This is a genomic window from Streptomyces sp. NPDC031445, from assembly GCF_055581365.1.
The window spans coordinates 1-21,603 of record NZ_JBVIJO010000011.1 but is presented as its reverse complement, the minus strand read 5'-3'; the positions used below and the strand labels follow the sequence as shown (position 1 = coordinate 21,603).

Genomic DNA, 21,603 nt, shown 5'->3' with positions numbered 1-21,603 from the left:
GCGCTCACGCCTTCAGCGTGTCCTTCCGGTACAGCCAGGCCGCGCCGCCCGCGAACAGGACGAAGTAGACGGCGAGGACGGCGATGTCCGCCCCGTGGGGCGCCTGGCTCTGCTCGATCGCCCGTCCCAGGGCAGCGTACGCGTGCGTGGGGAGCCACCTGGCGATGTCCTGGAGGACCTGCGGGAAGGTCGTGGACGGCATCCACAGGCCGCCGAGGATCGACAGACCGAAGTAGACGATCATCGTGATCGGGCGGACCGCGTCCCCGGAGGCGAGGTAGCCGAGGGCGACGCCGAGCGCGGCGAAGACCAGGCTGCCGGCCCAGATGACCCCGGTGAGGGCGAGCCACTGCCAGGCGTCCAGGCGCACCTGCTTCACACCGGCGGCGACGGCGAACACGACGACGATGGCCGGCAGGCTCACCACGGCGGCGCTCGCGGTCTTGGCGAGGACGTAGCCGCGGCCCGGCAGCGGGGTCAGCCGCAGCTGCCGTACCCAGCCGCTCTCGCGTTCCTTGGCGATGCGCTCGCTGTTGCCCATCAGGACGGCGGTCAGGGCACCGAAGGAGGCCATGGAGACCATCAGGTAGGTGGCGACGGTCAGGCCGGTGCCGTCGACCCGCTCGTTCGCGCCGGCGCTGCTGGAGAAGATCAGGTAGATGATCGAGGGGTAGAGCACCGAGAAGAACAGGAACTTCCTGTTTCGCAGGGCGCGGGCCAGTTCGAGCTTGATGAGGGCGTTCACGACTGCCTGGCCTCCTCGGCCTCCGTGATGGCGACGAAGGCCTGCTCCAGACCGAGCCCGGCGACTTCGAGATTGCGGGGGTAGACGCCGAGGCCGTAGAGGGCGTGCACGGTCGCGTCGGCGTCGGCGGACTGGATGCGGACGGTCTGGCCCGAGACGTCGATCGAGGTGAGGAACGGCAGCCCGCGCAGGGCGCCCTCGTCGATCTCGCCGGCCAGGTCGAAGGAGATCCGCCGCGCGCCCGCCCTGGCCTTGATCTCGGCGGCCGTGCCGTCGGCGAGGAGCCGGCCCCGGTGCAGCACCAGGACCCGGTCCGCGATGGCGTCGGCCTCCTCCAGGTAGTGCGTGGCGAAGAGGACCGTACGGCCCTGGTCGGCCTGTTCGCGCATGGTGGCCCAGAAGGCCTGGCGCGCGGCGACGTCCATGCCGGTGGTCGGCTCGTCCAGGAGGATCAGGTCGCTGTCGCCGGCGGTGGCGAGGGCGAAGCGGACCCGCTGCGCCTGGCCGCCGGAGAGCTTGTCCACCTTGCGGTCGGCGATCTGGGCGATGCCCGCGCGGGCCAGCACGTCGGAGACCGGGTACGGCCGCGGGTGCAGGGAGCACGCCAGCTTCACCAGTTCGGCGACGGTGACCCCGTCCATCAGGCCGCCGCTCTGCAGCATCGCCCCGACCCGGCCGGCGACGATCGCCTCGCGCGGGCTGCCGCCGAACAGGCTCACCGTGCCGGTGTCGGCCTGCTTGAGCCCGAGCAGCAGGTCCAGGGTGGTGGACTTGCCGGCCCCGTTCGGGCCGAGGAGGGCGACGGTCTCGCCCGGGTACAGCCGGAGCGAGAGGCCGTCGACGGCCCGTACGCTCCCGTACGTCTTGGTCACCTGGTCGAACCCGACCACCGGGGTGGTGGTGGCCGGTGCCGCTGTCGTCGTCATGCCGTCCATGCTGACGGCGGGAGCCCCCGGCCGGGCAGTGCCGGGCGTCCTGAGTGCCGCATGACAGATGTCACGCGGACCGGGCCGCCGACCCGGCGGGGGGCGCCCCCTCGGCGGGAGCGCCCCGGAAACGGCCGGGCTACTTCGGGTTGGTGTCGATGACCCCGACCCGCTGCGCCTCCGTCTTGCCCCGCAGGGCCTGGCGCAGCGCGCCGACCACGTCCTGCGGCAGCACACCGCGCTTTCCGGTCGCGGTCTGGATCTGTACGCCGTCGAAGGTGCTGCCGTACGCCTCCTTGAGCGCGTTGAGGTCGTACGTATCCACGAGCTTGCCGTCCACGGCCTTGAAGCCGAGGATCTTCGGCAGCGAGACCGGGCCGAACCGGATGACGTGCGCCGCGTCGGTCTGCACCTTGACGATGCCGGACATCGCGGGCTTCGCGAAGTCGTTCATGACCCGGTCCACCTCGGCGTTCGACACCGTCGGCTGCTTGATGGCGGTCGGCACGGTGACCGGGGGCGTGCTGCCCGTCTCCACCAGCGTGCGGTACGCCTGCTCGACCGCCGTGGTCGAGCGGGCCGCGTCGATGGCCTTGCCCGCCTTGCCGTAGACCGCCACGGCCTTGCCGCCGGGCTCGAACTTGATGGTGCCGTCCGTGGCCGAGCCCGAACCTCCGCCGGCCTGCTGGAGCGCGGCCTGGAGCTTCTCCTCGTCCACCGGCATGACCGGCTCGACCACGCGCTTCTGCCCGAAGAGGGAGCCGACGACGTGGACCGGGTTGTAGTCGCTCTTCGCGGCCCCGCTCACCGTGGACTGGTAGTCGAACTGGAGGCCGGCGTTCTCCGGCGTGAGGGTGACCGTCCTGCCGCCCACGGCCAGCTTCAGCGGCTTGTTCACCCGGCTGCCGAAGGCGTCGTCCAGCTTCTTGACGGCGTCGTCGCGGGTGCCGCCGCCGATGTCGACGCCGAGCACGGTGGTGCCCTTGGGCACGTCGGTGCGGTTCATCAGCAGTCCGGCGCCGTAGGCACCGCCCGCCACGACGAACACGCCGACGACGAGCAGCATCAGCTTGCTGCGGCCCTTCTTCTTCTTGCCCGCCGCCTTGGGCGCGGCCGCCGGCTCCGGCTTGGGCGCAGCGGGCGCCGCGGGGCCGCCCGGCGAGCTGCCGAACGGGAGGGGCTTGCCGGTGTCCGGGCCGACCGGGATGCCGCTGGTGACGGTGTGTCCGGAGACGTTGTCGGCGGACGGGGGCCGGTATCCGGGCGTGCCCGGCTCGGGGGCGTGCTTCTGCGGGGTGAGGATCGCGGTGTCGTCGCTGAGCCCGCCGCCGGGAGCACGGCCGGCCGGGCCGCCGGGGGTGACTCCCGGAGCGCCGGGACCGCCGGGTCCGTTGAAGCCGCCGGGGCCGCCCGCGGCGCCGGGCGCGTCGAGAGCGGCGATGTCGGTGAGGGCGCTGCGCGCCGGCGAGGAGCCCTGGCCGCCGAAGCCGGCGGCCGGCGGGACGAGGGTGCCGTCGCCGGTCACCGGGCCGCTGGTGGGACCGGCCGGGCCGCCCTGCGGACCGCCGGGGCCGCCGTGGCCACCAGGTCCGCCGTTCCCACGGGCACCGCCCGCGGCACCGCCGAAGCCGTCCTGGCCGCCGACGCCCGCGGCACCGCCGCCGAAGCCGTCCTGGCCGCCGAAGCCGTCGTGTCCGCCGGTGCCCGTGCCGTAGTCGTCCTGGCCGCCGTGCTCCGAGAAGTACGGCAGGTCGTCACGGCGGGGCTCGTCGGAGCCGGTGGAGGAGCCGGGGCGGGAGCCGCCGAGGGGGCCCGCGGTCAGGGCCTCGGTCACGTCGAAGGAGCCGGTGCCGCCGCCGTGCCCCGGGGCGACCGGGCCACCGGTGGCGCCGGGCAGTCCCTTGCCGTTCGTACCGCTGGTGCGCGGTCCGCCCGGCACGCTCATGGAGCCGACCACCCCGCCGGGACGCCCGCCGCCGGAGCGTGCGCCGGTGGTACCGGCCGCACCCGAAGCTCCCGGACCACTCGAACGGGTGCCCGACACGCCGGAGGGGGCGGCGGCGGAACCGCCGGACGCCCCGGCGCCGTTCGCGCCGCCGCCGCCCGGACCGCCCTTGGGCGCACCCGACTTGCGCGGTGCGAACCAGTCGCTGGTCTTCTCCCCCGCCTGGGCGTCGGGCCCGGCCGGGGCCTCGGCGGCGCCGGCGGACGGGCCGTCGGCCACGGGCCGCGGCTCGGCGGCCGGTGCCTCCTCCCCGGCGCCCTCGCCGTCCCCGACGGGCTTGCGCACGACGACCGGCGGGATGGGCCGGGACCCGGGGATGTTGATCCGGATCCGGGTCGTCAGCGTGGTCTCGGTCTTCTTCTCCTCGGGCCGCGTGCCCGAACGGCCCGCGCCCGTACCGTCGTCGGAAGCCATGGGGGTCCCGTACGGCGGCGTGCCGGAGGGGTATGCGGCTCCGCCGCGCCCGTTGGGCCCGGAGGACGGAGTGTCAGTTTCACGACTCAAGGCAGGTTCTCCCGGTTGGCTCCGCCGCCCGTTTCGACCTCAGCTGGGGGCACCCCCTGTTCGAGCGCAGTCGACAACTTGGGGGAGGCTCGGCGGCGCGCACCACCATACTGGCCACTTCTGGCGCGTATCCCATGACCGCCGAGGAAACCCACACCGGACTCGCACGGGCGCCGCACGGCGAAGTGGTACGTCACTTGGCAAGTCGGGCGGAGCCGCCGCGCGGTTGCCGTCCCGCGCCAACGGTGGCGCAGATCACAGCGACGGCCATGCCGCCGAGCAGGTACAGGTAGGAACTGCCGCCCGCGCCGAAGAGGTAGTCGCCCTCCGGGCGCGTGGTGGTGAGCAGGATGACGGCGACGACCCAGCCCGCCGCCGGCGCGACCGCCCCGCCCCGGCCCCGGGTGGCGTACGCCCCGCCGAGGAAGAGCCCGGCGGCGCCCGCGAGGGAGAGCAGCAGCCCGCCGGGGAACCAGGCGGCCTGGAGCAGGGCCCCGGCGAGGCCCGTGACGGCCCCGAGCAGGAACAGGCCGACGAGGGCGGCGGCCCGTCCCGCGGAGGGCGGACGCAGCGGCTGGGCGAGCGGGGATCCGTTCCCGCCGCCGCTCATGACGTCTCCCCGAGGCCGAGACCGGCGAAGAGGTCGGTCTCCCCGCGCTCTCCCACCCCGTGCACCAACTCGTAGTACTCGGTGGTGAACAGCGGCTGGGCGAGTGCGTTGGAGAGCGCGAAGTACGGCTCGGCGACCTCGATCTGGGTGGCGTGGGCGCGCATGGCGGCGGCCTTGGCGGCGGCGTACGCGCTGCCGTCGATCGTGGTGGTGATCCGCTCGTCGGCCACCACGCCGGGTACGTCGTCCACGGTGGCGCCCTTGTCGAACGGCAGTACGGACAGCTCGTCCTGGAGGCGGGCGAAGGCGGCTTCGGCGACGGAGCGCGGGACGCGGTTCCAGTACACCTTGGCGACCCGGTGGCCGCGTCCGGCCGCGAGGTCGACCGCGCGCATGGCGACGCGGTGGGCCTGGATGTGGTCCGGGTGGCCGTAGCCGCCGTCGTCGTCGTACGTCACGAGGACCTGGGGGCGGACTTCCAGGATCACCTCGGCGAGCGTCCCGGCGGCCTCGTCGACGTCGGCCCGCCAGAAGCAGCCGGGGTCGTCGTTGTCGGCGAGGCCCATCATCCCGGAGTCGCCGTACCGCCCGGCGCCGCCGAGCAGCCGGACGTCCGTGACGCCGAGCGCGGACACGGCAGCGGCCAGCTCGCCGCGCCGGTGCGCGCCCAGCGCGGCGCCCGTCAGGTGCCGCAGCCCGGGCGGGATGACCTCGCCCCGCTCCCCCAGCGTGCAGGTGACCAGGGTCACGTGGGCGCCCTCGGCCGCGTACCGGGCCATGGTCGCGCCGTTGTTGATCGACTCGTCGTCCGGGTGCGCGTGCACCAGGAGGAGACGCCGGGAGGGCAGTTCCGTCATGGGGACCAGCCTACGAGGTCCCCGCGCCCCGCCCCGCGAGGCCGCCCGTCAGAACTTGATGCTGCCGATCATGCTCGCGACGTTGGTCGTCAGCTCGCTGATCGTGGGAGCCACGGTCGAGGAGGAGAGATAGAAGCCGAGCAGGATGCAGACGACCGCGTGGCCGCCCTTCAGCCCTGACTTCTTGATCAGCAGGAAGACGATGATCGCCAGCAGCACCACCGCCGAAATCGAGAGTGCCACGGCGGCTCACCTCCAAAGATCCCAGGGACGCGGGTTCTAGATCAGTTGAGCAAATCCATGCAGACGCCAGCAGGTTCCTACCCACTCTGCGGTAGTGATCATAACTATCCGTACTCGCGCATCGATCGGCGCACAGCCGCACAAGGGGGCGCATGGCCAATATGGTCGGGGTATGACGACCGAGGCTGACTCCTTCCCCCGACGGCACGCCCGCACCCAGCGGTTCACGCTCGGCGCGCCGCGTGCGTTCGCCGTGGCACCCGATGGTTCGCGTGTCGCGTTCCTGCGTTCCGGCTCGGGCACCGACCGGGCCAACTCCCTGTGGGTGATGGATCTTCCGGGGGGTGCGGAACGCCTGGCGGCCGATCCGCGCGCGCTCCTGCAGGGTGCCGCCGAGGAGCTGTCGGCCGAGGAGCGGGCGCGCCGCGAGCGCAGCCGCGAGGGCGGCGCCGGGATCGTCGGCTATGCCACCGACGGCGCCCTGGAGTTGGCGTCTTTTGCCTTGTCAGGGCGGCTTTTCACGGCGGAGCTGCGCGCCGGGACGGCCCGTGAACTCAGCGTTCCCGGACCGGTGGTCGACCCGCGTCCGTCCCCCGACGGCCGGCACATCGCGTACGTCGCCGGGGGTGCGCTGCGGGTGGTCGGCGCCGGGGGCGACGGCGACCGGGCGCTGGCCGAGCCGGAGTCGGCGGACGTCTCCTACGGCCTCGCGGAGTTCATCGCGGCCGAGGAGATGGCGCGTTCGCGGGGCTTCTGGTGGGCGCCGGGGTCGGACCGGCTGCTCGTGGCGCGCGTGGACGACACGCCGGTACGGCGGTGGTGGATCTCCGATCCGGCGCACCCGGACCGTGAGCCGGCCGCCATCCGGTACCCGGCCGCCGGCACCCCGAACGCGGACGTCCGCCTGTTCGTGTGCGGGCTGGACGGGACGCGCACGGAGGTGGTCTGGGACCGTGCGCGCTACCCGTATCTGGCGCGTGTGCACTGGTCAGAGGCGGGTGCGCCGCTGCTGCTCGTCCAGGCGCGGGATCAGCGGGGCCAGCTGTACCTCGCGGTGGACCCGGATTCCGGGGCCACGCGGATGGTGCACGCCGATGAAGATCCAACTTGGCTTGAACTTTTCGCCGGTGTGCCCTGCTGGAACCCCTCCGGGCAGCTTGTCCGCATCGCGGACGAGGGCGGCGCGCGGGTGCTGGCGGTCGGCGAACGTCCCTTGACCAGCGGTCAGTTGCATCTGCGGGCGGTCCTGGACGTGGGTGCGGACGACGTACTGGTTTCCGCCTCTTCCGGCCCGGAGGCCGAGGCGCCCGAGATTGGCGAAGTCCATGTGTACCGGGTGAACGAACTGGGCGTGGAGCGGCTGTCGCGGGAACCCGGTGTGCACTCGGCGGTGCGCTCGGGGAACGTGACCGTCCTGCTGTCCGCGGCGCTGGACCGGCCGGGCACCCGGGTCCAGGTGCTGTGTGACGGAAAACCAGCGGCAACTGTACGGTCGTACGCCGAAGATCCTGGTTTGTCCCCCCGGGTGACTCTCACCCAAGGGGGCGCACGCCGGATTCCGTGCGCCGTGCTTATGCCACGGGACTACCCCGGTGACACTCCCCTGCCGGTCCTCCTGGACCCCTACGGCGGTCCGCACGGCCAGCGCGTGGCCGCCGCGCACAACGTCCACCTGACCTCCCAGTGGTTCGCCGACCAGGGCTTCGCGGTGGTCGTCGCCGACGGCCGGGGCACCCCGGGCCGCTCGCCCGCCTGGGAGAAGGCGATCCGGGACGACGTGGCGGCGGTCGTCCTCGAGGACCAGGTCGACGCCCTGCACGCGCTCGCCGAGCGGTACCCGCTGGACCTCACCCGGGTGGCGATCCGGGGCTGGTCCTTCGGCGGCTACCTGGCGGCGCTGGCGGTGCTGCGCCGCCCGGACGTCTTCCACGCGGCGGTGGTCGGCGCGCCGGTCACCGACCTCAGGCTGTACGACACCCACTACCAGGAGCGCTATCTCGGCGACCCGAACGAGCGGCCGGAGGTCTACCGGCGCAACTCGGTGATCGACGACGCGGGCCTGGTCGACCCCGCCGAGCCGCACCGCCCGATGCTGGTCGTCCACGGGCTGGCGGACGACAACGTGGTCGTGGCGCACTCCCTGCGCCTGTCCTCCGCGCTGCTGGCCGCCGGCCGCCCGCACGAGGTGCTGCCCCTGTCGGGGGTGACCCACATGACCCCGCAGGAGACGGTCGCCGAGAACCTGCTCCTGCTCCAGCTGGACTTCCTCCGCCGCTCCCTGCCCCGGCCCGCGGACACCGGTGAACCGCGTTAACACACAGGCAACTTCACGGAAGCCGTGCCGCTATACGGACACGGCATCCTGAAGGACGTACGGCCGTGCGGGTGCCGTGAACGGGCCGGGGTGCGCCATGTCACCCCGGCCCGTTGCCGTTCAGCCGGGACTCCTCCGGCGGCACCACGTGTTTCTCCTCCGCGAAGTGGCAGGCCGAGGCGTGCGCGGCGGGACCGGCCGCGTCACGGAAGGCGGCCGGCACGGCGAGCGCGGGCACCTCCACGGCGCAGCGTTCGCGCGCCTTCCAGCAGCGGGTGCGGAAGCGGCAGCCGGAGGGGATGTCGGCCGGGGAGGGCACGTCACCGGTGAGGATGATGCGTTCGCGGTGTTCGCGGGCCTCGGGATCGGGTACCGGGACGGCCGAGAGCAGCGCCTGGGTGTACGGGTGCGTGGGGTGGTCGTAGATCTCGGTGTCGCGTCCGGTCTCCACGATGCGGCCGAGGTACATGACGGCGACGCGGTCGGAGATGTGGCGGACGATGGACAGGTCGTGGGCGATGAAGACGTAGGAGAGGCCGAAGTCCGTCTGGAGGCGGGCGAGGAGGTTGACGACCTGGGCCTGGACGGAGACGTCGAGGGCGGAGACGGGTTCGTCGGCGACGATGATCTCGGGGCGCAGCGCCAGTGCGCGCGCGATGCCGATGCGCTGGCGCTGGCCGCCGGAGAACTGGTGGGGGTAGCGGTTGGCGTACTCGGGGTCGAGGCCGACGACGTCGAGGAGTTCCCGGACCCTGCGGCGGCGGTCGCCTTTGGGAGCCGCCTCGGGGTGGATGTCGTAGGGCTCGCCGATGATGTCGCCGACCGTCATGCGGGGGTTGAGGGACGTGTAGGGGTCCTGGAAGACCATCTGGATGTCGCGGCGCACGGCCTTGAGGGCCTTGCCGGACAGCCGGGTGATGTCCTCTCCCCTGAACGTGACGGTGCCCGCGGTGGGCCGTTCGAGGCCGCACAGGAGCCTGGCGACGGTGGACTTGCCGCAGCCCGACTCGCCGACGATGCCCAGGGTTTCGCCCTGGGCGAGGGTGAAGTCGACGCCGTCGACGGCCCGGACCGCGCCGATCTGCTTCCTGAACAGCACGCCCCGGGTGAGCGGGTAGTGCTTGACCAGGCCGGTCACTTCGAGCAGGGGCTCAGTGTCCGGGGCCATCGAGGCACTCCCTCCAGAAGTGGCAGGCGCTGCCCCGCTCGCCGGACACCTCGTACAGCGGGGGTTCCTCGGTACGGCAGACGTCCCTGGCCAGGGGGCAGCGGGGGTGGAAGGAGCAGCCGGGCGGGATGTGCGTCAGGTTGGGCGGCAGGCCCTTGATGGCGTAGAGCTGCCGGCCCTTGTGGCCGAGGCGGGGGATGGAGTCCAGCAGGCCCCGGGTGTAGGGGTGGGCGGGGGCTCTGTAGAGGTCGTGCACGGGCGCGGACTCCACGATCCGGCCCGCGTACATCACCGCGATCCTGTCCGCGACGTCGGCGACGACGCCCAGGTCGTGGGTGATGAGGATCAGCCCCATGCGGTACTCGCGCCGCAGGTCCGCGAGCAGGTCCATGACCTGCGCCTGGACGGTGACGTCGAGGGCGGTGGTGGGTTCGTCGGCGATGATGAGCGCCGGTTCCAGGGCCAGCGCCATGGCGATCATGATGCGCTGGCGCATCCCGCCGGAGAACTGGTGGGGGTAGTCGCGCACACGCTGGGCGGCGGCCGGGATGCGTACCCGCTCCATCAGCTCCACGGCCCTCGCCCGCGCGTCCTTGCGTGACGCGCCCCGGTGGACGACGAACATCTCCCCGAGCTGATCCCCCACCGTCATCACCGGGTTGAGGGCGGACAGGGCGTCCTGGAAGATCATCGCCATTCCGGTGCCCCGGACCCTCCTGCGCTCCTCACCCTTGAGCGTCAGCAGATCCCGGCCCTGGAACAGGATCCGCCCCCGGGTGATCCGCCCGGGCGGCGTGTCGAGGATGCCCATCACGGCCTGCGCGGTGACCGACTTCCCCGATCCCGACTCCCCCAGCACCGCCAGCGTCTGACCCGCGTCGACGGCGTAACCGACGCCGTTGACGGCGTGGGCGACGCCGTCCCGGGTGTGGAACTCCACGTGCAGGTCGCGGACGTCGAGCAGCACGGCGTGCGTCACCTCAGCTTCGGGTCGAGGGCGTCGCGGACCGCGTCGCCGAGCATGATGAACGCCAGCACCGTCACCGCCAGGGCACCCGAGGGCCACAGCAGGGCGTGGGGCGCGTTGCGGATGTAGGGGGAGGCGGCGGAGATGTCGATGCCCCAGGAGACGCTGGGGGGTTTCAGGCCCACGCCGAGGTAGGACAGCGTCGCCTCCAGGGCGATGTAGGTGCCCAGCGCGATGGTCGACACGACGATCACCGGGGCCACCGCGTTCGGCGCGATGTGCCGCAGCAGGATCCGCGCGTCGGAGGCGCCCAGCGCGCGGGCGGCCTGGACGTAGTCGTTCTGCCGGGCGGTGATGACCGAGCCGCGCGCGATGCGGGAGATCTGCGGCCAGCCGAGCAGCACCATGAACCCGATGACCGGCCAGACCGTATTGGAGGTCACGACCGAGAGGAGGACGAGTCCGCCGAGGACGACCGGGATGGCGAAGAAGACGTCCGTGATCCGGGACAGCACCGCGTCCCACAGGCCCCCGAAGTAGCCCGCCAGCCCGCCCAGCACCGACCCGAACACCGACACCCCGAGGGTGGCCAGCACCCCGACCGTCACCGACGCACGGGCGCCGTACACCGTGCGCGTGTAGACGTCGCAGCCCTGGCCGTCGTAGCCGAAGGGGTGCCCGGGAGCCGAGCCGTCCTGCGCCTTGGCCAGGTCGCAGGCGAGCGGGTTCCCGGAAGCGATCGCCGACGGCCGAAGCGAGATGAACACCAGGAAGAGGATGACCAGGGCGGAGAGCAGGAAGACCGGGTTGCGGCGCAGGTCCCGCCAGGCGTCCGACCACAGGGAGCGCGGCTTGCCGGCCGGCCCCACGCCTCCCGGCCCGACTCCCCCGGCCCCGGGGCCCTCCGGTCCGCCCGGGGTCCGCTCCAGCGTGGTCGCCTCGCTCGCCGCGAGGTCCATCGCGCCGCCCATCCCGGTACCGGCGACGGCACGCCCGGCCTCGTACGGCTGCTGCTCAGGCATAGCGGATCCTCGGGTCGAGTACGGCGTACAGGAGGTCGACGAGCAGGTTGGCCGCCAGGAAGACGAGGACGAGTACGGTGACGAAGCCGACGACCGTCTGGGTGTTCTGACGCAGGATGCCCTGGTAGAGCTGGTAGCCGACGCCGTGGATGTTGAAGATGCGCTCGGTGACGATCGCCCCGCCCATCAGCGCCCCGATGTCCGTGCCGATGAACGTGACCACGGGGATGAGCGAGTTGCGCAGCAGGTGCCGGATGATGACCCGCCGCCGGGGCAGGCCCTTCGCGACGGCCGTACGGACGTAGTCCGCGCGCTTGTTCTCCGCGAGGGAGGTGCGGGTCAGCCGGGTGACGTAGGCCAGGGAGACCGAGGCGAGGACCAGCCCCGGCACGATCAGCTCGCCGAAGGCCGCGTCCGGGGAGACGGAGGGCTTGACCCAGGCCCACTTCACGCCGAGGAGCAACTGGAGCAGCAGACCGGTGACGAAGGTCGGGACGGAGATCACCACCAGGGTGAGCAGCAGCACGGTGGTGTCGACGGGCCGGCCGCGCTTCAGGCCCGTGACGACGCCCAGCGCGATGCCGATGACGGTCTCGAACAGGATCGCCACGACGGTCAGCCGGATGGTGACCGGGAACGCGGCGCCCATCAGCTCGGTGACCTTCTGCCCGTTGAACGCCGTGCCGAAGTCGCCGGTGAACAGGTGCCCCATGTAGGTGAGGTACTGCTGCCAGACCGGCTTGTCCAAGCCGAACTCCCGCTTCAGCTGGGCCGCCGTCGCCGGGTCGCACGCCCGCTCCCCGCACAGGCCCGCCACCGGATCGCCCATCACGTTGACCATGAGGAAGATCAGCAGCGTGGACCCGGCGAAGACGGGGACCATCTGGAGCAGTCGCCGTACGACATAGCGCCCCATCGCGGCTCAGCTGACCTTGATCTCGTTGTAGACGGGCACGCTGAACGGGTTGAGCGCCACGTCGGACAGCCGCTCGGAGTAGCCGGCGCTGCCGTTCTGGTACCAGAGCGGGATGGCGGCCATGTTGTCCCGGACGACGCCCTCGGCCTGCTGGAACAGCCGCACGGCCTTGGCCTGGTCGCTCTCGGCGTTGGCCCGGTCGACCAGTGTGTCGAACTCCTTGTCGGACCACTTGCCGTCGTTGGAGGAGGCGTTCGTGTAGTACAGCGGCTGGAGGAAGTTCTGGATGAGCGGGTAGTCCATCTGCCAGCCCGCGCGGAACGGTCCGGTCATCTTGTGCTGCCCGATGCGGTTGCGGAAGTCGGCGAAGGTGCCGACCGGGTTGCCGACGCACGCCTTGTCGTTGCCGAGGGCGTTGTTGATGGAGTTGCACACGGCGTCCACCCACTCCTTGTGCGAGCCCGTGTCCGCGTTGTACGTGATCCTCACCTGGCCGCCGGGAATCCCGCCGCCCTCCTGGATCAGCTTCTTCGCCTGGTCCGGGTGGTACTCGCAGGGCTTGCCGCACAGGCCCTCCTTGAAGCCGCCGGCCGCGCCGAGGACGGGCGAGGTCCAGTCGGTGGCCGGGGTGCGGGTGCCGTGGAAGATCGTCTCGGTGATCTGCTTCCGGTTGATCGCCATGGACAGGCCCGTGCGGACCTTCTCCGAGCCCGGCTTGTCCCACGCCTTGTCGTAGTAGGGGAAGGCGAAGGTCTGGAGGATGCCGGCCGGGGTGTTGATGTAGCGGTCGCCCAGGTCGGTCCTGACGTTCTTCAGCTGGGCGGCGGGCACGTCGTCCACCAGGTCGAGGTTGCCGGACATCAGGTCGGTGTAGGCGGTGTTGCCGTCGGTGTAGACCTTCAGGTCGACCCCGCCGTTGCGTGCCTTGTCCGGGCCCGGGTAGCCGTCCCACTTCCGCAGGGACATCTGAGCGCCCTTCATATAGGAAGCCACCGTGTACGGACCGTTGCCGACCGGCTTCTGGAGCCAGGCCGCGTGGTCCGTGAAGAAGGCGCGCGGCAGCGGGGCGAAGGCGGCGTAGCCGAGGGTGTCCGGGAAGCTGGAGAACTTCTGGCTGAGCCGGACGGTGAAGGTGTGGTCGTCCACCACCCTCAGCCCGGACAGGGTGTCGGCGGTCTGCCGGCCGCTGCCGGGGTGGACCTTGTCGTAGCCGTCGATGTAGCCGAAGAAGAGGGCGTTCTTCTGGTTGTTCCTCAGGCCGGCGCCGTAGTTCCAGGCGTCCACGAAGGAGCGGGCGGTGACCTTCTCGCCGTTGGAGAAGGTCCAGCCGGGCTTCACCCTGATGGTGAAGTTCCGGGAGTCGTCGGTTTCGATGGACCGGGCGAGCATGTCGGTGGCCTTGCCGGTCCTCGGGTCGTACTTCTTCAGGCCCCGGAAGATCATGTCGAGGACCTTGCCGCCCTGCACCTCGTTGGTGTTGGCGGGCTCCAGCGGGTTCTGCGGGTCGCCCCAGGACGAGCTGAGCACCGCGCCGGCGGTGCCGCCGCCTGAGCCGCCGCCCCCGCAGCCGGTGGCGGCGAGGGCCAGCGCCGCCGCGCACACGGCCCCTCGGGCCCGGGTGACTCCCCGCATGGCGTGCCTCCTCCGCGACGTTGATCCACTACTGGTCAATATCGTCATATAAGGCATGTATCGCATGCCCGCCGCCCGATTGAGCGGCCTTTGGGGGGAGACGTCATCCGAATGCACGCACCACCCCCTCGGAGGGCTTGATGATCTTGCGTGGAGAGCGCAATAGATCTTCGCGTAACGATGCCGAAACGTTGGATTGCGACGGGCCGATGTACGCATGTCGACACTCCACCGTCCGCATATCGAACGCCTTGCCCGTTTAATCCCATTAGCCCGATGTGAAGCACGGATTGATTACGGCGCGCTACCCGCGTAGCTACGGAACGATCAAGCGAAGGTAAAGAAGGTAAAGACAAAACCAAGGCGGTCGAGAATTTATTGACCTTGAATGAATTGCGTTGAAAAAGTCCGGCGTAGCCCGTAGGGGAGTGCCCTGCGGAGTCATCAGACCCTCCCTTGGGCCAGGAGCACCATGACCCTCCCAACTCCATCTGCGGCTGTCCCCCTCGAGGTGACCGACGAGTCCGTCGAGAAGGTGACTCCTTCCGGCGACCCGAAGGGCGGCGAGGGGCGTTCCCCGGGACGACTGGCCTGGAAGCGCTTCAAGCGCGACCGGACAGGCGTCATATCGGCCTGCATCGTGATCTTCTTCTTCGTGATCGGCGTCGCGGCGCCGCTCATAGCGAAGGTGTACGGCAAGAACCCGTACACCACCTACGCGAGCCAGGACCCGAGCCTGCTCGACGCCTTCTCGTACCCCGCGGGCCCCAACGGCGGCATGAGCTCCGAGTTCTGGTTCGGCATCGAGCCCCAGCTCGGCCGGGACGTGTTCACCTTCCTGCTCTACGCGATCCGCAACTCCCTGGGCATCGCCACCGCCGCCACCCTGCTGACCACCATCGTCGGCGTCGTGGTGGGCGTCACGGCCGGCTACCTGGGCGGCAAGACGGACTACCTCGTCGGCCGGGTCATCGACATCCTGCTGTCGTTCCCGTCCACGCTCTTCTTCATCGCCTTCATGCCGGTCGTCTACGGCATCTTCGTCAAGCCGGACGACAACATCCCGACCGGGCTGGTCGTCTTCTCCCTGATCGTCGTGCTGTCCGCCTTCGGCTGGGCGTCCATCGCGCGTCTGCTGCGCGGCCAGGTGCTCGGCCTGCGTGAGCGCGAGTTCGTCGAGGCGGCGAAGGTCACGGGCGCGTCCCCGATGCGCATCGTGTTCAAGGAGCTGCTGCCCAACCTGTGGACCCCGATCATCATCCAGTCCACGCTCATGCTGCCGGCGTACGTGACCGCCGAGGCGGGACTGGCCTTCCTCGGCGTCGGCGTCACCGACCCCACTCCCGACTGGGGCGTGATGATCGGCCGCGGCGCCACGTTCTACACCGAGGACATCACCTTCCTGCTCTTCCCGGGCCTCGCCATGGTGATCTTCGTCCTCGCCTTCAATCTGCTCGGCGACTCCGTACGCGACGCGCTCGACCCGAAGTCGAAGCGGTAGCAACGCAGTTCCACCCGGCCCGGGGCGGAGACACCCGGCTGGTCCCGTCTGTTCCGACCAACCTTCTAGGCAGGCTCAGCATGTCCTTTTCTCGTAGAAACTTCCTGATCGCCACCGGTGTGGCGGCAGCCTCCACCTCGGTGCTGAGCGCCTGCAGCAGCGATGACTCCAAGGGCTCCGGTCGCGACAACGTGCCGTCGGTGAGCAAGTCCAAGACGGTCAACATCCCGGTCGGCACGAAGGCCGACTCGGTCGGTCCGGCTCCCGAGGTCGCGGGCGCCGTCAAGGGCGGCACGATCTACTCGCTGGACCAGTTCGACATGGACCACATGGACCCGGCGCAGATCTACGTCTCCACCGAGGGCGCCATCACCGTCCCGATCATGCGTGGCCTGACCGGCTACAAGATCGACGACAAGGGCGGCTGCACCCTCGTCGGCGACGTGGCCACCGACGCCGGCACCATGAAGAACGGCGGCAAGACCTGGTCGTTCACCCTCAAGGACGGCATCAAGTGGGAGGACGGCTCGGACGTCACCATGGACGACGTCCGCCACACCTTCGAGCGCCTCTTCGCGAGCTTCATCACCGAGGGTCCGCGCTACGTCCAGCAGTGGCTGGTCGGCGGTGACAAGTACAAGGGCCCGTACGACGGCAAGCAGCTCGCGTCGATCGAGATCTCCGGCAAGACGGTCACCTTCCACCTCACCGAAGCCCGCACGGACTTCAACTACACGCTCGCCATGCGCGGCTACTCCCTGGTGCCGAAGAAGCACGACACCAAGGAGAAGTACGACAAGCGCCCGTTCTCCTGCGGTCCCTACAAGATCGGTGACCGCAAGATCGGCAAGTCGCTGACCTACGTGCGCAACGAGCACTGGGACGCGAAGACGGACCCGATCCGCAACGCCTACCCGGACCAGTTCGTCTTCCAGTTCGGCTTCGAGCTGATCGCCTCCACCGACCGCTACATCGCGGACAAGGGGAACGACCAGTACACGATGTCGATCTTCAACGAGGTCGCCCCGGAGCGCATCGCCCAGGTCCTCACCAACGCGAAGCTCAAGCAGCGCGTCCTCACCCAGGTCGACACGGTCACCTACTACTGGCCGATCAACACGACCCGCATCAAGGACGTCAAGGTCCGCCAGGCCATCAACTGGGCGTGGCCGCACCTGCAGCTCCAGACCATCCGCGGTGGCAAGGCCTCCAGCGAGCTGGCCACCACGATCCTCAGCCCGGTGACCCCCGGTTACCAGAAGTTCGACCTCTACGGCACGGACAAGAAGCCCGGTGGCGACCCGGCCAAGGCCAAGGCCCTGCTGAAGGAGGCCGGCAAGCTCGGCCAGAAGCTGGTCATCGCCTACCAGCACTCCGACAACGCGGTGAAGTCCGCCGTCGCGATCAAGAACGCGCTGGAGGCGGCCGGCTTCCAGGTCGTCAACAAGCAGGTCGACAAGTCGACGTTCTACACCCAGATCGGCAAGATCGACAACGACTACGACCTGTTCGCGGCCGGCTGGAGCCCGGACTGGCCGAACGGTTACTCGGTCTTCTACCCCTGCTGGAGCGGCAAGAACATCGGCGACGGCCGCAGCAACTACGCCCAGCTGAACGACCCGAGCGTCAACAAGGCGATCGACGCCGCGGCGAAGATCGCCGACCCGGCGGAGGCCAACAAGGCCTGGGGCAACGTCGACCGCCAGATCATGGAGCTGGCGGCCGTCGTCCCGGACTACCACTCCATCCGCAACTGGATGCACGGGTCCAAGGTCGGCAACGTCGTGTTCGACGCCGGCAACACCTGCATCGCGCTCTGCAAGCTGTACGCCAAGAAGTAAGGCGCACGACCCCTCGGGGGCGGCCAGGACCTGGCCGCCCCCTCCGGCCCACCCCTCACCCCGGCGACGGCGCCCCGTCCGGAAAGTCACGCCCCATGTTCCGCTTCCTCGTCCGCCGACTCCTCGGCGCGCTGGTCATCCTGTTGATCATCAGCGCGGTCACGTTCTGGCTGTTCTATGCCATCCCGCGTGACCCCGCCATGATGTCCTGCGGCAAGAACTGCACGCCCGACATGCTGAAGCAGGTGCGGCACAACCTGGGCATCGACCACCCGATCCCGGTCCAGTACTGGTACTGGCTCAAGGGCATCTTCGTCGGACGCAGCTACGGCGACTTCGGCGACTGCAGCGCTCCGTGCCTGGGCTACTCCTTCGCCAACCGTGAGCCGGTCCTGGGCACGATCATGGACAGGCTCCCGCTGACGCTCTCCCTCGCCTTCGGCGCGGCCGTGGTCTTCCTCGTCATCGGTGTGGGCGCGGGCATGATCGCCGCCCTCAAGCAGGGCAAGTGGCAGGACAAGGTCGCCAGCTCGGCCTCGCTGCTCGGCTCCTCGCTGCAGATCTACTTCGTCGGGTACATCGCGATGTACTTCCTGGTCTTCAAGCTGGGAGTCCTGGACAACCCGTCGTACACGCCGATCACCGAGAACCCGGTCAAGTGGGTGTCCGGCCTGCTGCTGCCGTGGCTGGTGCTCGCCATCATCTTCACCGCCAACTACACGCGCATGTCCCGCTCGCAGCTCGTGGAGCAGCTCAGCGAGGACTACGTCCGCACGGCCCGGGCCAAGGGACTCTCCCGCCGCAACGTCTTCCTCCGCTTCGCCTGGCGCGGTGCGATGGGCCCGATCGTCACGATCTTCGGTGTCGACCTGGGCACCCTGATCGGCGGCGCGATCATCACCGAGTCCGTCTTCAGCCTCCAGGGCGTGGGCCGGCTCGCGCTCGACGCCGTGAACAAGAGCGACCTGCCCATGGTGCTCGGCGTCACCCTCCTGTCCGCCGGCGCCATCGTGCTCTTCAACATCGTCGTCGACGCCGTCTACGCCCTCATCGACCCGCGGATCCGGCTCGCCTGACCTCCGCCCCGCCGTCCCTTCCCACCCGCCCCACCCGGCGACACCTCGCATCACCCCCCAGGAGCGTCCCCGTGACGAGCACCGATCAGCAGCCGTTCCTCTCCGTCAAGGACCTCAGGGTCCACTTCTCCACCGAGGACGGCATCGTCAAGGCCGTCGACGGACTCAGCTTCGACCTCGTCAAGGGCCAGACTCTCGGGATCGTCGGCGAGTCGGGCTCCGGCAAGTCCGTCACCAACCTGACGATCCTGGGCCTGCACGACCGCGACCGCACGGCGATCGAGGGCGAGATCGTGCTGGACGGCAAGGAACTGCTCACCGCCTCCGAGAAGGAGCTGGAGCGGCTGCGCGGCAACAAGATGTCGATGATCTTCCAGGACGCGCTGGCGTCGCTGTCGCCGTACCACACGATCGGCACGCAGATCGGCGAGACGTACCGCAAGCACACGGGCTGCTCCAAGTCCGAGGCGCGCAAGCGCGCGATCGAGATGCTGCGCCGGGTCGGCATCCCGCAGCCGGACATGCGGGTGGACGACTACCCGCACCAGTTCTCGGGCGGTATGCGCCAGCGCGCGATGATCGCCATGGCGCTGGTGTGCGACCCCGAGCTGCTGATCGCGGACGAGCCGACGACCGCCCTGGACGTGACGGTCCAGGCGCAGATCATGGACCTGCTCAAGGACCTCCAGCAGGAGTTCGGCACCGCGATCATCTTCATCACCCACGACCTCGGCGTCATCGCCGACATCGCCGACGACGTGCTGGTGATGTACGGCGGCCGGTGCGTGGAGCGCGGCACCAAGCAGGAGGTGCTGCGCGACCCGCAGCACCCCTACACCCTGGGTCTGCTGGGCTCGATGCCGAGCCTCCAGGGGTCGGTGGACGTGCCGCTGACGCCGATCCCCGGTTCGCCGCCCTCGCTGCTCAACCCGCCGTCGGGCTGCCGTTTCCACCCCCGGTGCGCCTTCGCCGAGAAGGTGGCGGGCGGGCTGTGCTCCAAGGAGAGCCCGCTGCTCGAGGTCGTCGGCGGCCGCGGCGCCGCCTGCCACCTCACCCCGGAGCAGAAGCGGGAACTCTTCGCTGACTTCGCCGGAACCCGGCACAACTGACGGACACGAGAGCGGATTTCACGATCATGAGCAACACGAACCCCCTCCTGGACGTCTCCGGGCTGACGAAGCACTTCCCGATCAAGGGTGGCTTCCCGATCCGGCGGACGGTCGGCGCGGTGCAGGCCGTCGACGGCCTGGACTTCCAGGTCGGCGAGGGCGAGAGCCTGGGCCTGGTCGGCGAGTCGGGCTGCGGCAAGTCGACCACCGGCCGGCTCATCACGCGCCTGCTGGAGCCCACCAGTGGCAAGATCACCTACCGCGGTCAGGACATCACGCACGCCAACCGCAAGCAGCTGGTGCCGATCCGGTCCGAGATCCAGATGATCTTCCAGGACCCGTACGCCTCGCTGAACCCCCGGCAGACGGTCGGCAAGATCATCTCCGGTCCGATGGAGATCAACGAGGTCAACCCGCCCGGCGGCCGGGAGAAGCGGGTCCGTGAGCTCCTGGAGATCGTCGGCCTGAACCCCGAGCACTACAACCGCTTCCCGCACGAGTTCTCCGGCGGCCAGCGCCAGCGCATCGGCGTCGCCCGCGCGCTCGCCCTGGAGCCCAAGCTGATCGTCGCGGACGAACCGGTCTCCGCGCTCGACGTCTCCATCCAGGCCCAGGTCGTCAACCTGCTCCAGAAGGTGCAGCGCGAACTCGGCATCGCGTTCGTCTTCATCGCCCACGACCTCGCGATCGTGCGGCACTTCTCCCAGCGCGTGGCGGTCATGTACCTCGGCAAGATCGTCGAGATCGGCGACCGCGAGGACCTGTACGACAACCCGCGCCACCCCTACACCCGGGCCCTGCTCTCCGCCGTGCCCGAGGCCACGGTGGACGAGGAGCCGCGCGAGCGCATCCGCCTGGTCGGTGACGTGCCGTCCCCGATCAACCCGCCCTCCGGCTGCCGCTTCCGCACCCGCTGCTGGAAGGCGACCGAGAAGTGCGCCACGGAGGCTCCGCCGCTGGTGCAGGTGGAGGGCAACAAGCCGGGCCACCTGACGGCGTGCCACTACCCGGAGACGGAGCCCACGATCCCGGCCCCCCGTCTCTCCAAGGACCCCGAGGCGGCGGCCTGACACACCCCTTTCCGTCAGCCGCCACCTTGCGGATCGGACTGTCACGGCCCATTGACCCGAGCCCTTGATCGTCCGCTCCAGGGGACGAGGGCCCGCGCCTTCCCAGGCACGGGCCCTCCTCCGTGTTCCGGGCCCCCACGCCTTGCGCCGGCCCGCCTTCCGTGCGGCCGCCCCAACCCCCGCGCAGGTATGAGGAGTTCATGAACCGCCGGTTTCCTGACCCACCGTTCAAGACGGTGTGTCAGACTGCCGCGGTGGTGGATCACGTCTTTGCCGATCTCTCGCTCGCCGCGCTGTACGACAGCCTCAATCCCTGGGGACCGGGTGACGACTTCTACCTCGGTCTGCTGCGGGACGCCGGCCGTGTGCTGGACATCGGGTGCGGCACCGGCCGGTTGCTGCGGCGGGCCCGGACCGAGGGGCACCGGGGACGGCTGATGGGCCTCGACCCGGCCGCCGCCATGCTCGTGCAGGCGCGGCGGGCGCGGCCGGACGTCGAGTGGGTGCTCGGCGACGTGCGGGTGCGGCGGTGGCAGGAGGAGTTCGACCTCGTCGTCATGACCGGGCACGCCTTCCAGGAGCTCGTGACGGACGAGGAGATCCGGGTCTGCCTGCGCGCAGCCCGCGCGGCCCTGCGGGACGGGGGACGGTTCGTCTTCGAGACCCGCAATCCGGGCGCCCGCGCCTGGGAGCGGTGGACCCCGGACCGGGTGCACGAGATCAGCGCCGCCGACGGCACCGCGGTACGGGTCTGGCACGAGGTGCGGGGCGACGGCCCGGACCGGGGCCGGGTCCGCTTCACCGAGACCTACGCCGGCCCCGGCTGGCCCGCCCCCCGGGTCAACCACGGCGTCCTGCGCTTCCTGGACGCCGGCGCGCTGGAGACGTACCTCGCCGAGGCGGGCCTGGCCGTCGCCGAACAGTACGGCGACTGGAACCGGGGCCCCCTGACGGACGCCTCCCCGGAGATCATCACGGTGGCCCGCCGGGCCGGCACAGGAGCCTAGTAGTGCTTCGTTAGGTTCTGGGTCTGGTTCTGTTGGTGGTGAGGGGTTGGCCGCAGGTGGTGCAGGTGCCGGTCCAGCACCTCAGCAGGT

General features: G+C 70.4%; 18 protein-coding genes. 7 read left to right on the top strand and 11 right to left on the bottom strand.

The genetic code is table 11. The annotated features are described in order from the left end of the window. Positions 1-4: 4 nt before the first annotated feature. The 6 genes from ACZ5DC_RS26595 to ACZ5DC_RS26570 all read right to left on the bottom strand — a co-directional run bounded on the left by ACZ5DC_RS26595 (position 5) and on the right by ACZ5DC_RS26570 (position 5,890). Entirely contained in the window at positions 5-745 is a 741-nt protein-coding gene (locus ACZ5DC_RS26595; protein ID WP_366754751.1) for an ABC transporter permease, read from the bottom strand. Further along, entirely contained in the window at positions 742-1,671 is a 930-nt protein-coding gene (locus ACZ5DC_RS26590; protein ID WP_468656757.1) for an ABC transporter ATP-binding protein, read from the bottom strand. Before ACZ5DC_RS26590 ends, ACZ5DC_RS26595 begins: the two co-directional genes overlap by 4 nt. 139 nt (positions 1,672-1,810) lie before the next feature. Then, positions 1,811-4,180 (bottom strand): hypothetical protein, encoded by a 2,370-nt coding sequence (locus ACZ5DC_RS26585; RefSeq protein WP_468656755.1) that lies wholly within the window; start codon positions 4,178-4,180, stop codon positions 1,811-1,813. 193 nt (positions 4,181-4,373) lie between these two features. Then, complete coding sequence (locus ACZ5DC_RS26580) at positions 4,374-4,790, bottom strand: DUF6113 family protein (RefSeq protein WP_366754754.1); 417 nt, start codon at positions 4,788-4,790, stop codon at positions 4,374-4,376. Next, positions 4,787-5,647: an N-acetyl-1-D-myo-inositol-2-amino-2-deoxy-alpha-D-glucopyranoside deacetylase gene (mshB, locus tag ACZ5DC_RS26575; RefSeq protein ID WP_468656753.1), complete on the bottom strand. Its 861-nt coding sequence runs from the start codon at positions 5,645-5,647 to the stop codon at positions 4,787-4,789. Before mshB ends, ACZ5DC_RS26580 begins: the two co-directional genes overlap by 4 nt. A 48-nt stretch (positions 5,648-5,695) precedes the next feature. Beyond that, the gene (locus tag ACZ5DC_RS26570; protein WP_014674786.1) at positions 5,696-5,890 is read right to left on the bottom strand and encodes a hypothetical protein; all 195 of its coding nucleotides are present in this window, start codon (positions 5,888-5,890) and stop codon (positions 5,696-5,698) included. A 172-nt stretch (positions 5,891-6,062) separates the two neighbouring features. Here ACZ5DC_RS26570 and ACZ5DC_RS26565 point away from each other — a divergent pair, with 172 nt between their 5' ends. Next, positions 6,063-8,204 (top strand): S9 family peptidase, encoded by a 2,142-nt coding sequence (locus ACZ5DC_RS26565; RefSeq protein WP_468656750.1) that lies wholly within the window; start codon positions 6,063-6,065, stop codon positions 8,202-8,204. A gap of 100 nt (positions 8,205-8,304) precedes the next feature. On the opposite strand, the gene ACZ5DC_RS26560 is transcribed toward ACZ5DC_RS26565, so the two are convergent. Genes ACZ5DC_RS26560 through ACZ5DC_RS26540 form a run of 5 tightly spaced genes read right to left on the bottom strand, consistent with a single transcriptional unit; the run spans position 8,305 to position 13,909 of the window. Further along, a complete protein-coding gene (locus tag ACZ5DC_RS26560; RefSeq protein WP_468656748.1) occupies positions 8,305-9,372 on the bottom strand; it encodes an ABC transporter ATP-binding protein in 1,068 nt (355 codons plus the stop codon). Continuing rightward, positions 9,356-10,339 (bottom strand): ABC transporter ATP-binding protein, encoded by a 984-nt coding sequence (locus ACZ5DC_RS26555; protein ID WP_468656746.1) that lies wholly within the window; start codon positions 10,337-10,339, stop codon positions 9,356-9,358. Before ACZ5DC_RS26555 ends, ACZ5DC_RS26560 begins: the two co-directional genes overlap by 17 nt. Positions 10,340-10,347: 8 nt before the next feature. Continuing rightward, complete coding sequence (locus ACZ5DC_RS26550) at positions 10,348-11,361, bottom strand: ABC transporter permease (RefSeq protein WP_468656744.1); 1,014 nt, start codon at positions 11,359-11,361, stop codon at positions 10,348-10,350. Then, positions 11,354-12,277, bottom strand: coding sequence for an ABC transporter permease (locus tag ACZ5DC_RS26545; protein ID WP_468656742.1), 924 nt, complete (start codon positions 12,275-12,277; stop codon positions 11,354-11,356). Before ACZ5DC_RS26545 ends, ACZ5DC_RS26550 begins: the two co-directional genes overlap by 8 nt. A 6-nt stretch (positions 12,278-12,283) precedes the next feature. After that, entirely contained in the window at positions 12,284-13,909 is a 1,626-nt protein-coding gene (locus ACZ5DC_RS26540; protein ID WP_468656740.1) for a peptide ABC transporter substrate-binding protein, read from the bottom strand. 472 nt (positions 13,910-14,381) lie between these two features. Between ACZ5DC_RS26540 and ACZ5DC_RS26535 the strand changes: the two genes are divergently transcribed. The 6 genes from ACZ5DC_RS26535 (at position 14,382) to ACZ5DC_RS26510 (ending at position 21,513) form a co-directional block, all read left to right on the top strand. Further along, on the top strand, positions 14,382-15,410 hold the full coding sequence (locus ACZ5DC_RS26535) for an ABC transporter permease (protein ID WP_468656738.1): 1,029 nt from the start codon (positions 14,382-14,384) through the stop codon (positions 15,408-15,410). Between the two features lie 80 nt (positions 15,411-15,490). Then, positions 15,491-17,251: an ABC transporter substrate-binding protein gene (locus tag ACZ5DC_RS26530; protein WP_468656736.1), complete on the top strand. Its 1,761-nt coding sequence runs from the start codon at positions 15,491-15,493 to the stop codon at positions 17,249-17,251. A gap of 95 nt (positions 17,252-17,346) precedes the next feature. Continuing rightward, positions 17,347-18,327, top strand: coding sequence for an ABC transporter permease (locus tag ACZ5DC_RS26525; RefSeq protein WP_468656734.1), 981 nt, complete (start codon positions 17,347-17,349; stop codon positions 18,325-18,327). A gap of 71 nt (positions 18,328-18,398) precedes the next feature. Then, positions 18,399-19,436 carry an ABC transporter ATP-binding protein gene (locus tag ACZ5DC_RS26520; protein ID WP_468656732.1) on the top strand — a complete coding sequence of 346 codons (1,038 nt, stop codon included), beginning with the start codon at positions 18,399-18,401 and terminating at the stop codon, positions 19,434-19,436. A gap of 26 nt (positions 19,437-19,462) precedes the next feature. After that, complete coding sequence (locus ACZ5DC_RS26515) at positions 19,463-20,506, top strand: ABC transporter ATP-binding protein (RefSeq protein WP_468656730.1); 1,044 nt, start codon at positions 19,463-19,465, stop codon at positions 20,504-20,506. A 254-nt stretch (positions 20,507-20,760) separates the two neighbouring features. After that, a complete protein-coding gene (locus tag ACZ5DC_RS26510; protein ID WP_468656728.1) occupies positions 20,761-21,513 on the top strand; it encodes a class I SAM-dependent methyltransferase in 753 nt (250 codons plus the stop codon). Positions 21,514-21,603 lie beyond the last annotated feature (90 nt).

What these genes read in the sequence shown, in the direction of transcription:
- ACZ5DC_RS26590 (WP_468656757.1), bottom strand. Translation starts at nt 1,671, where the DNA reads ATGACGACGACAGCGGCACCGGCCACCACCACCCCGGTGGTCGGGTTC.
- ACZ5DC_RS26580 (WP_366754754.1), bottom strand. Translation starts at nt 4,790, where the DNA reads ATGAGCGGCGGCGGGAACGGATCCCCGCTCGCCCAGCCGCTGCGTCCG.
- mshB (WP_468656753.1), bottom strand. Translation starts at nt 5,647, where the DNA reads ATGACGGAACTGCCCTCCCGGCGTCTCCTCCTGGTGCACGCGCACCCG.
- ACZ5DC_RS26565 (WP_468656750.1), top strand. Translation starts at nt 6,063, where the DNA reads ATGACGACCGAGGCTGACTCCTTCCCCCGACGGCACGCCCGCACCCAG.
- ACZ5DC_RS26560 (WP_468656748.1), bottom strand. Translation starts at nt 9,372, where the DNA reads ATGGCCCCGGACACTGAGCCCCTGCTCGAAGTGACCGGCCTGGTCAAG.
- ACZ5DC_RS26550 (WP_468656744.1), bottom strand. Translation starts at nt 11,361, where the DNA reads ATGCCTGAGCAGCAGCCGTACGAGGCCGGGCGTGCCGTCGCCGGTACC.
- ACZ5DC_RS26545 (WP_468656742.1), bottom strand. Translation starts at nt 12,277, where the DNA reads ATGGGGCGCTATGTCGTACGGCGACTGCTCCAGATGGTCCCCGTCTTC.
- ACZ5DC_RS26540 (WP_468656740.1), bottom strand. Translation starts at nt 13,909, where the DNA reads ATGCGGGGAGTCACCCGGGCCCGAGGGGCCGTGTGCGCGGCGGCGCTG.
- ACZ5DC_RS26535 (WP_468656738.1), top strand. Translation starts at nt 14,382, where the DNA reads ATGACCCTCCCAACTCCATCTGCGGCTGTCCCCCTCGAGGTGACCGAC.
- ACZ5DC_RS26530 (WP_468656736.1), top strand. Translation starts at nt 15,491, where the DNA reads ATGTCCTTTTCTCGTAGAAACTTCCTGATCGCCACCGGTGTGGCGGCA.
- ACZ5DC_RS26525 (WP_468656734.1), top strand. Translation starts at nt 17,347, where the DNA reads ATGTTCCGCTTCCTCGTCCGCCGACTCCTCGGCGCGCTGGTCATCCTG.
- ACZ5DC_RS26515 (WP_468656730.1), top strand. Translation starts at nt 19,463, where the DNA reads ATGAGCAACACGAACCCCCTCCTGGACGTCTCCGGGCTGACGAAGCAC.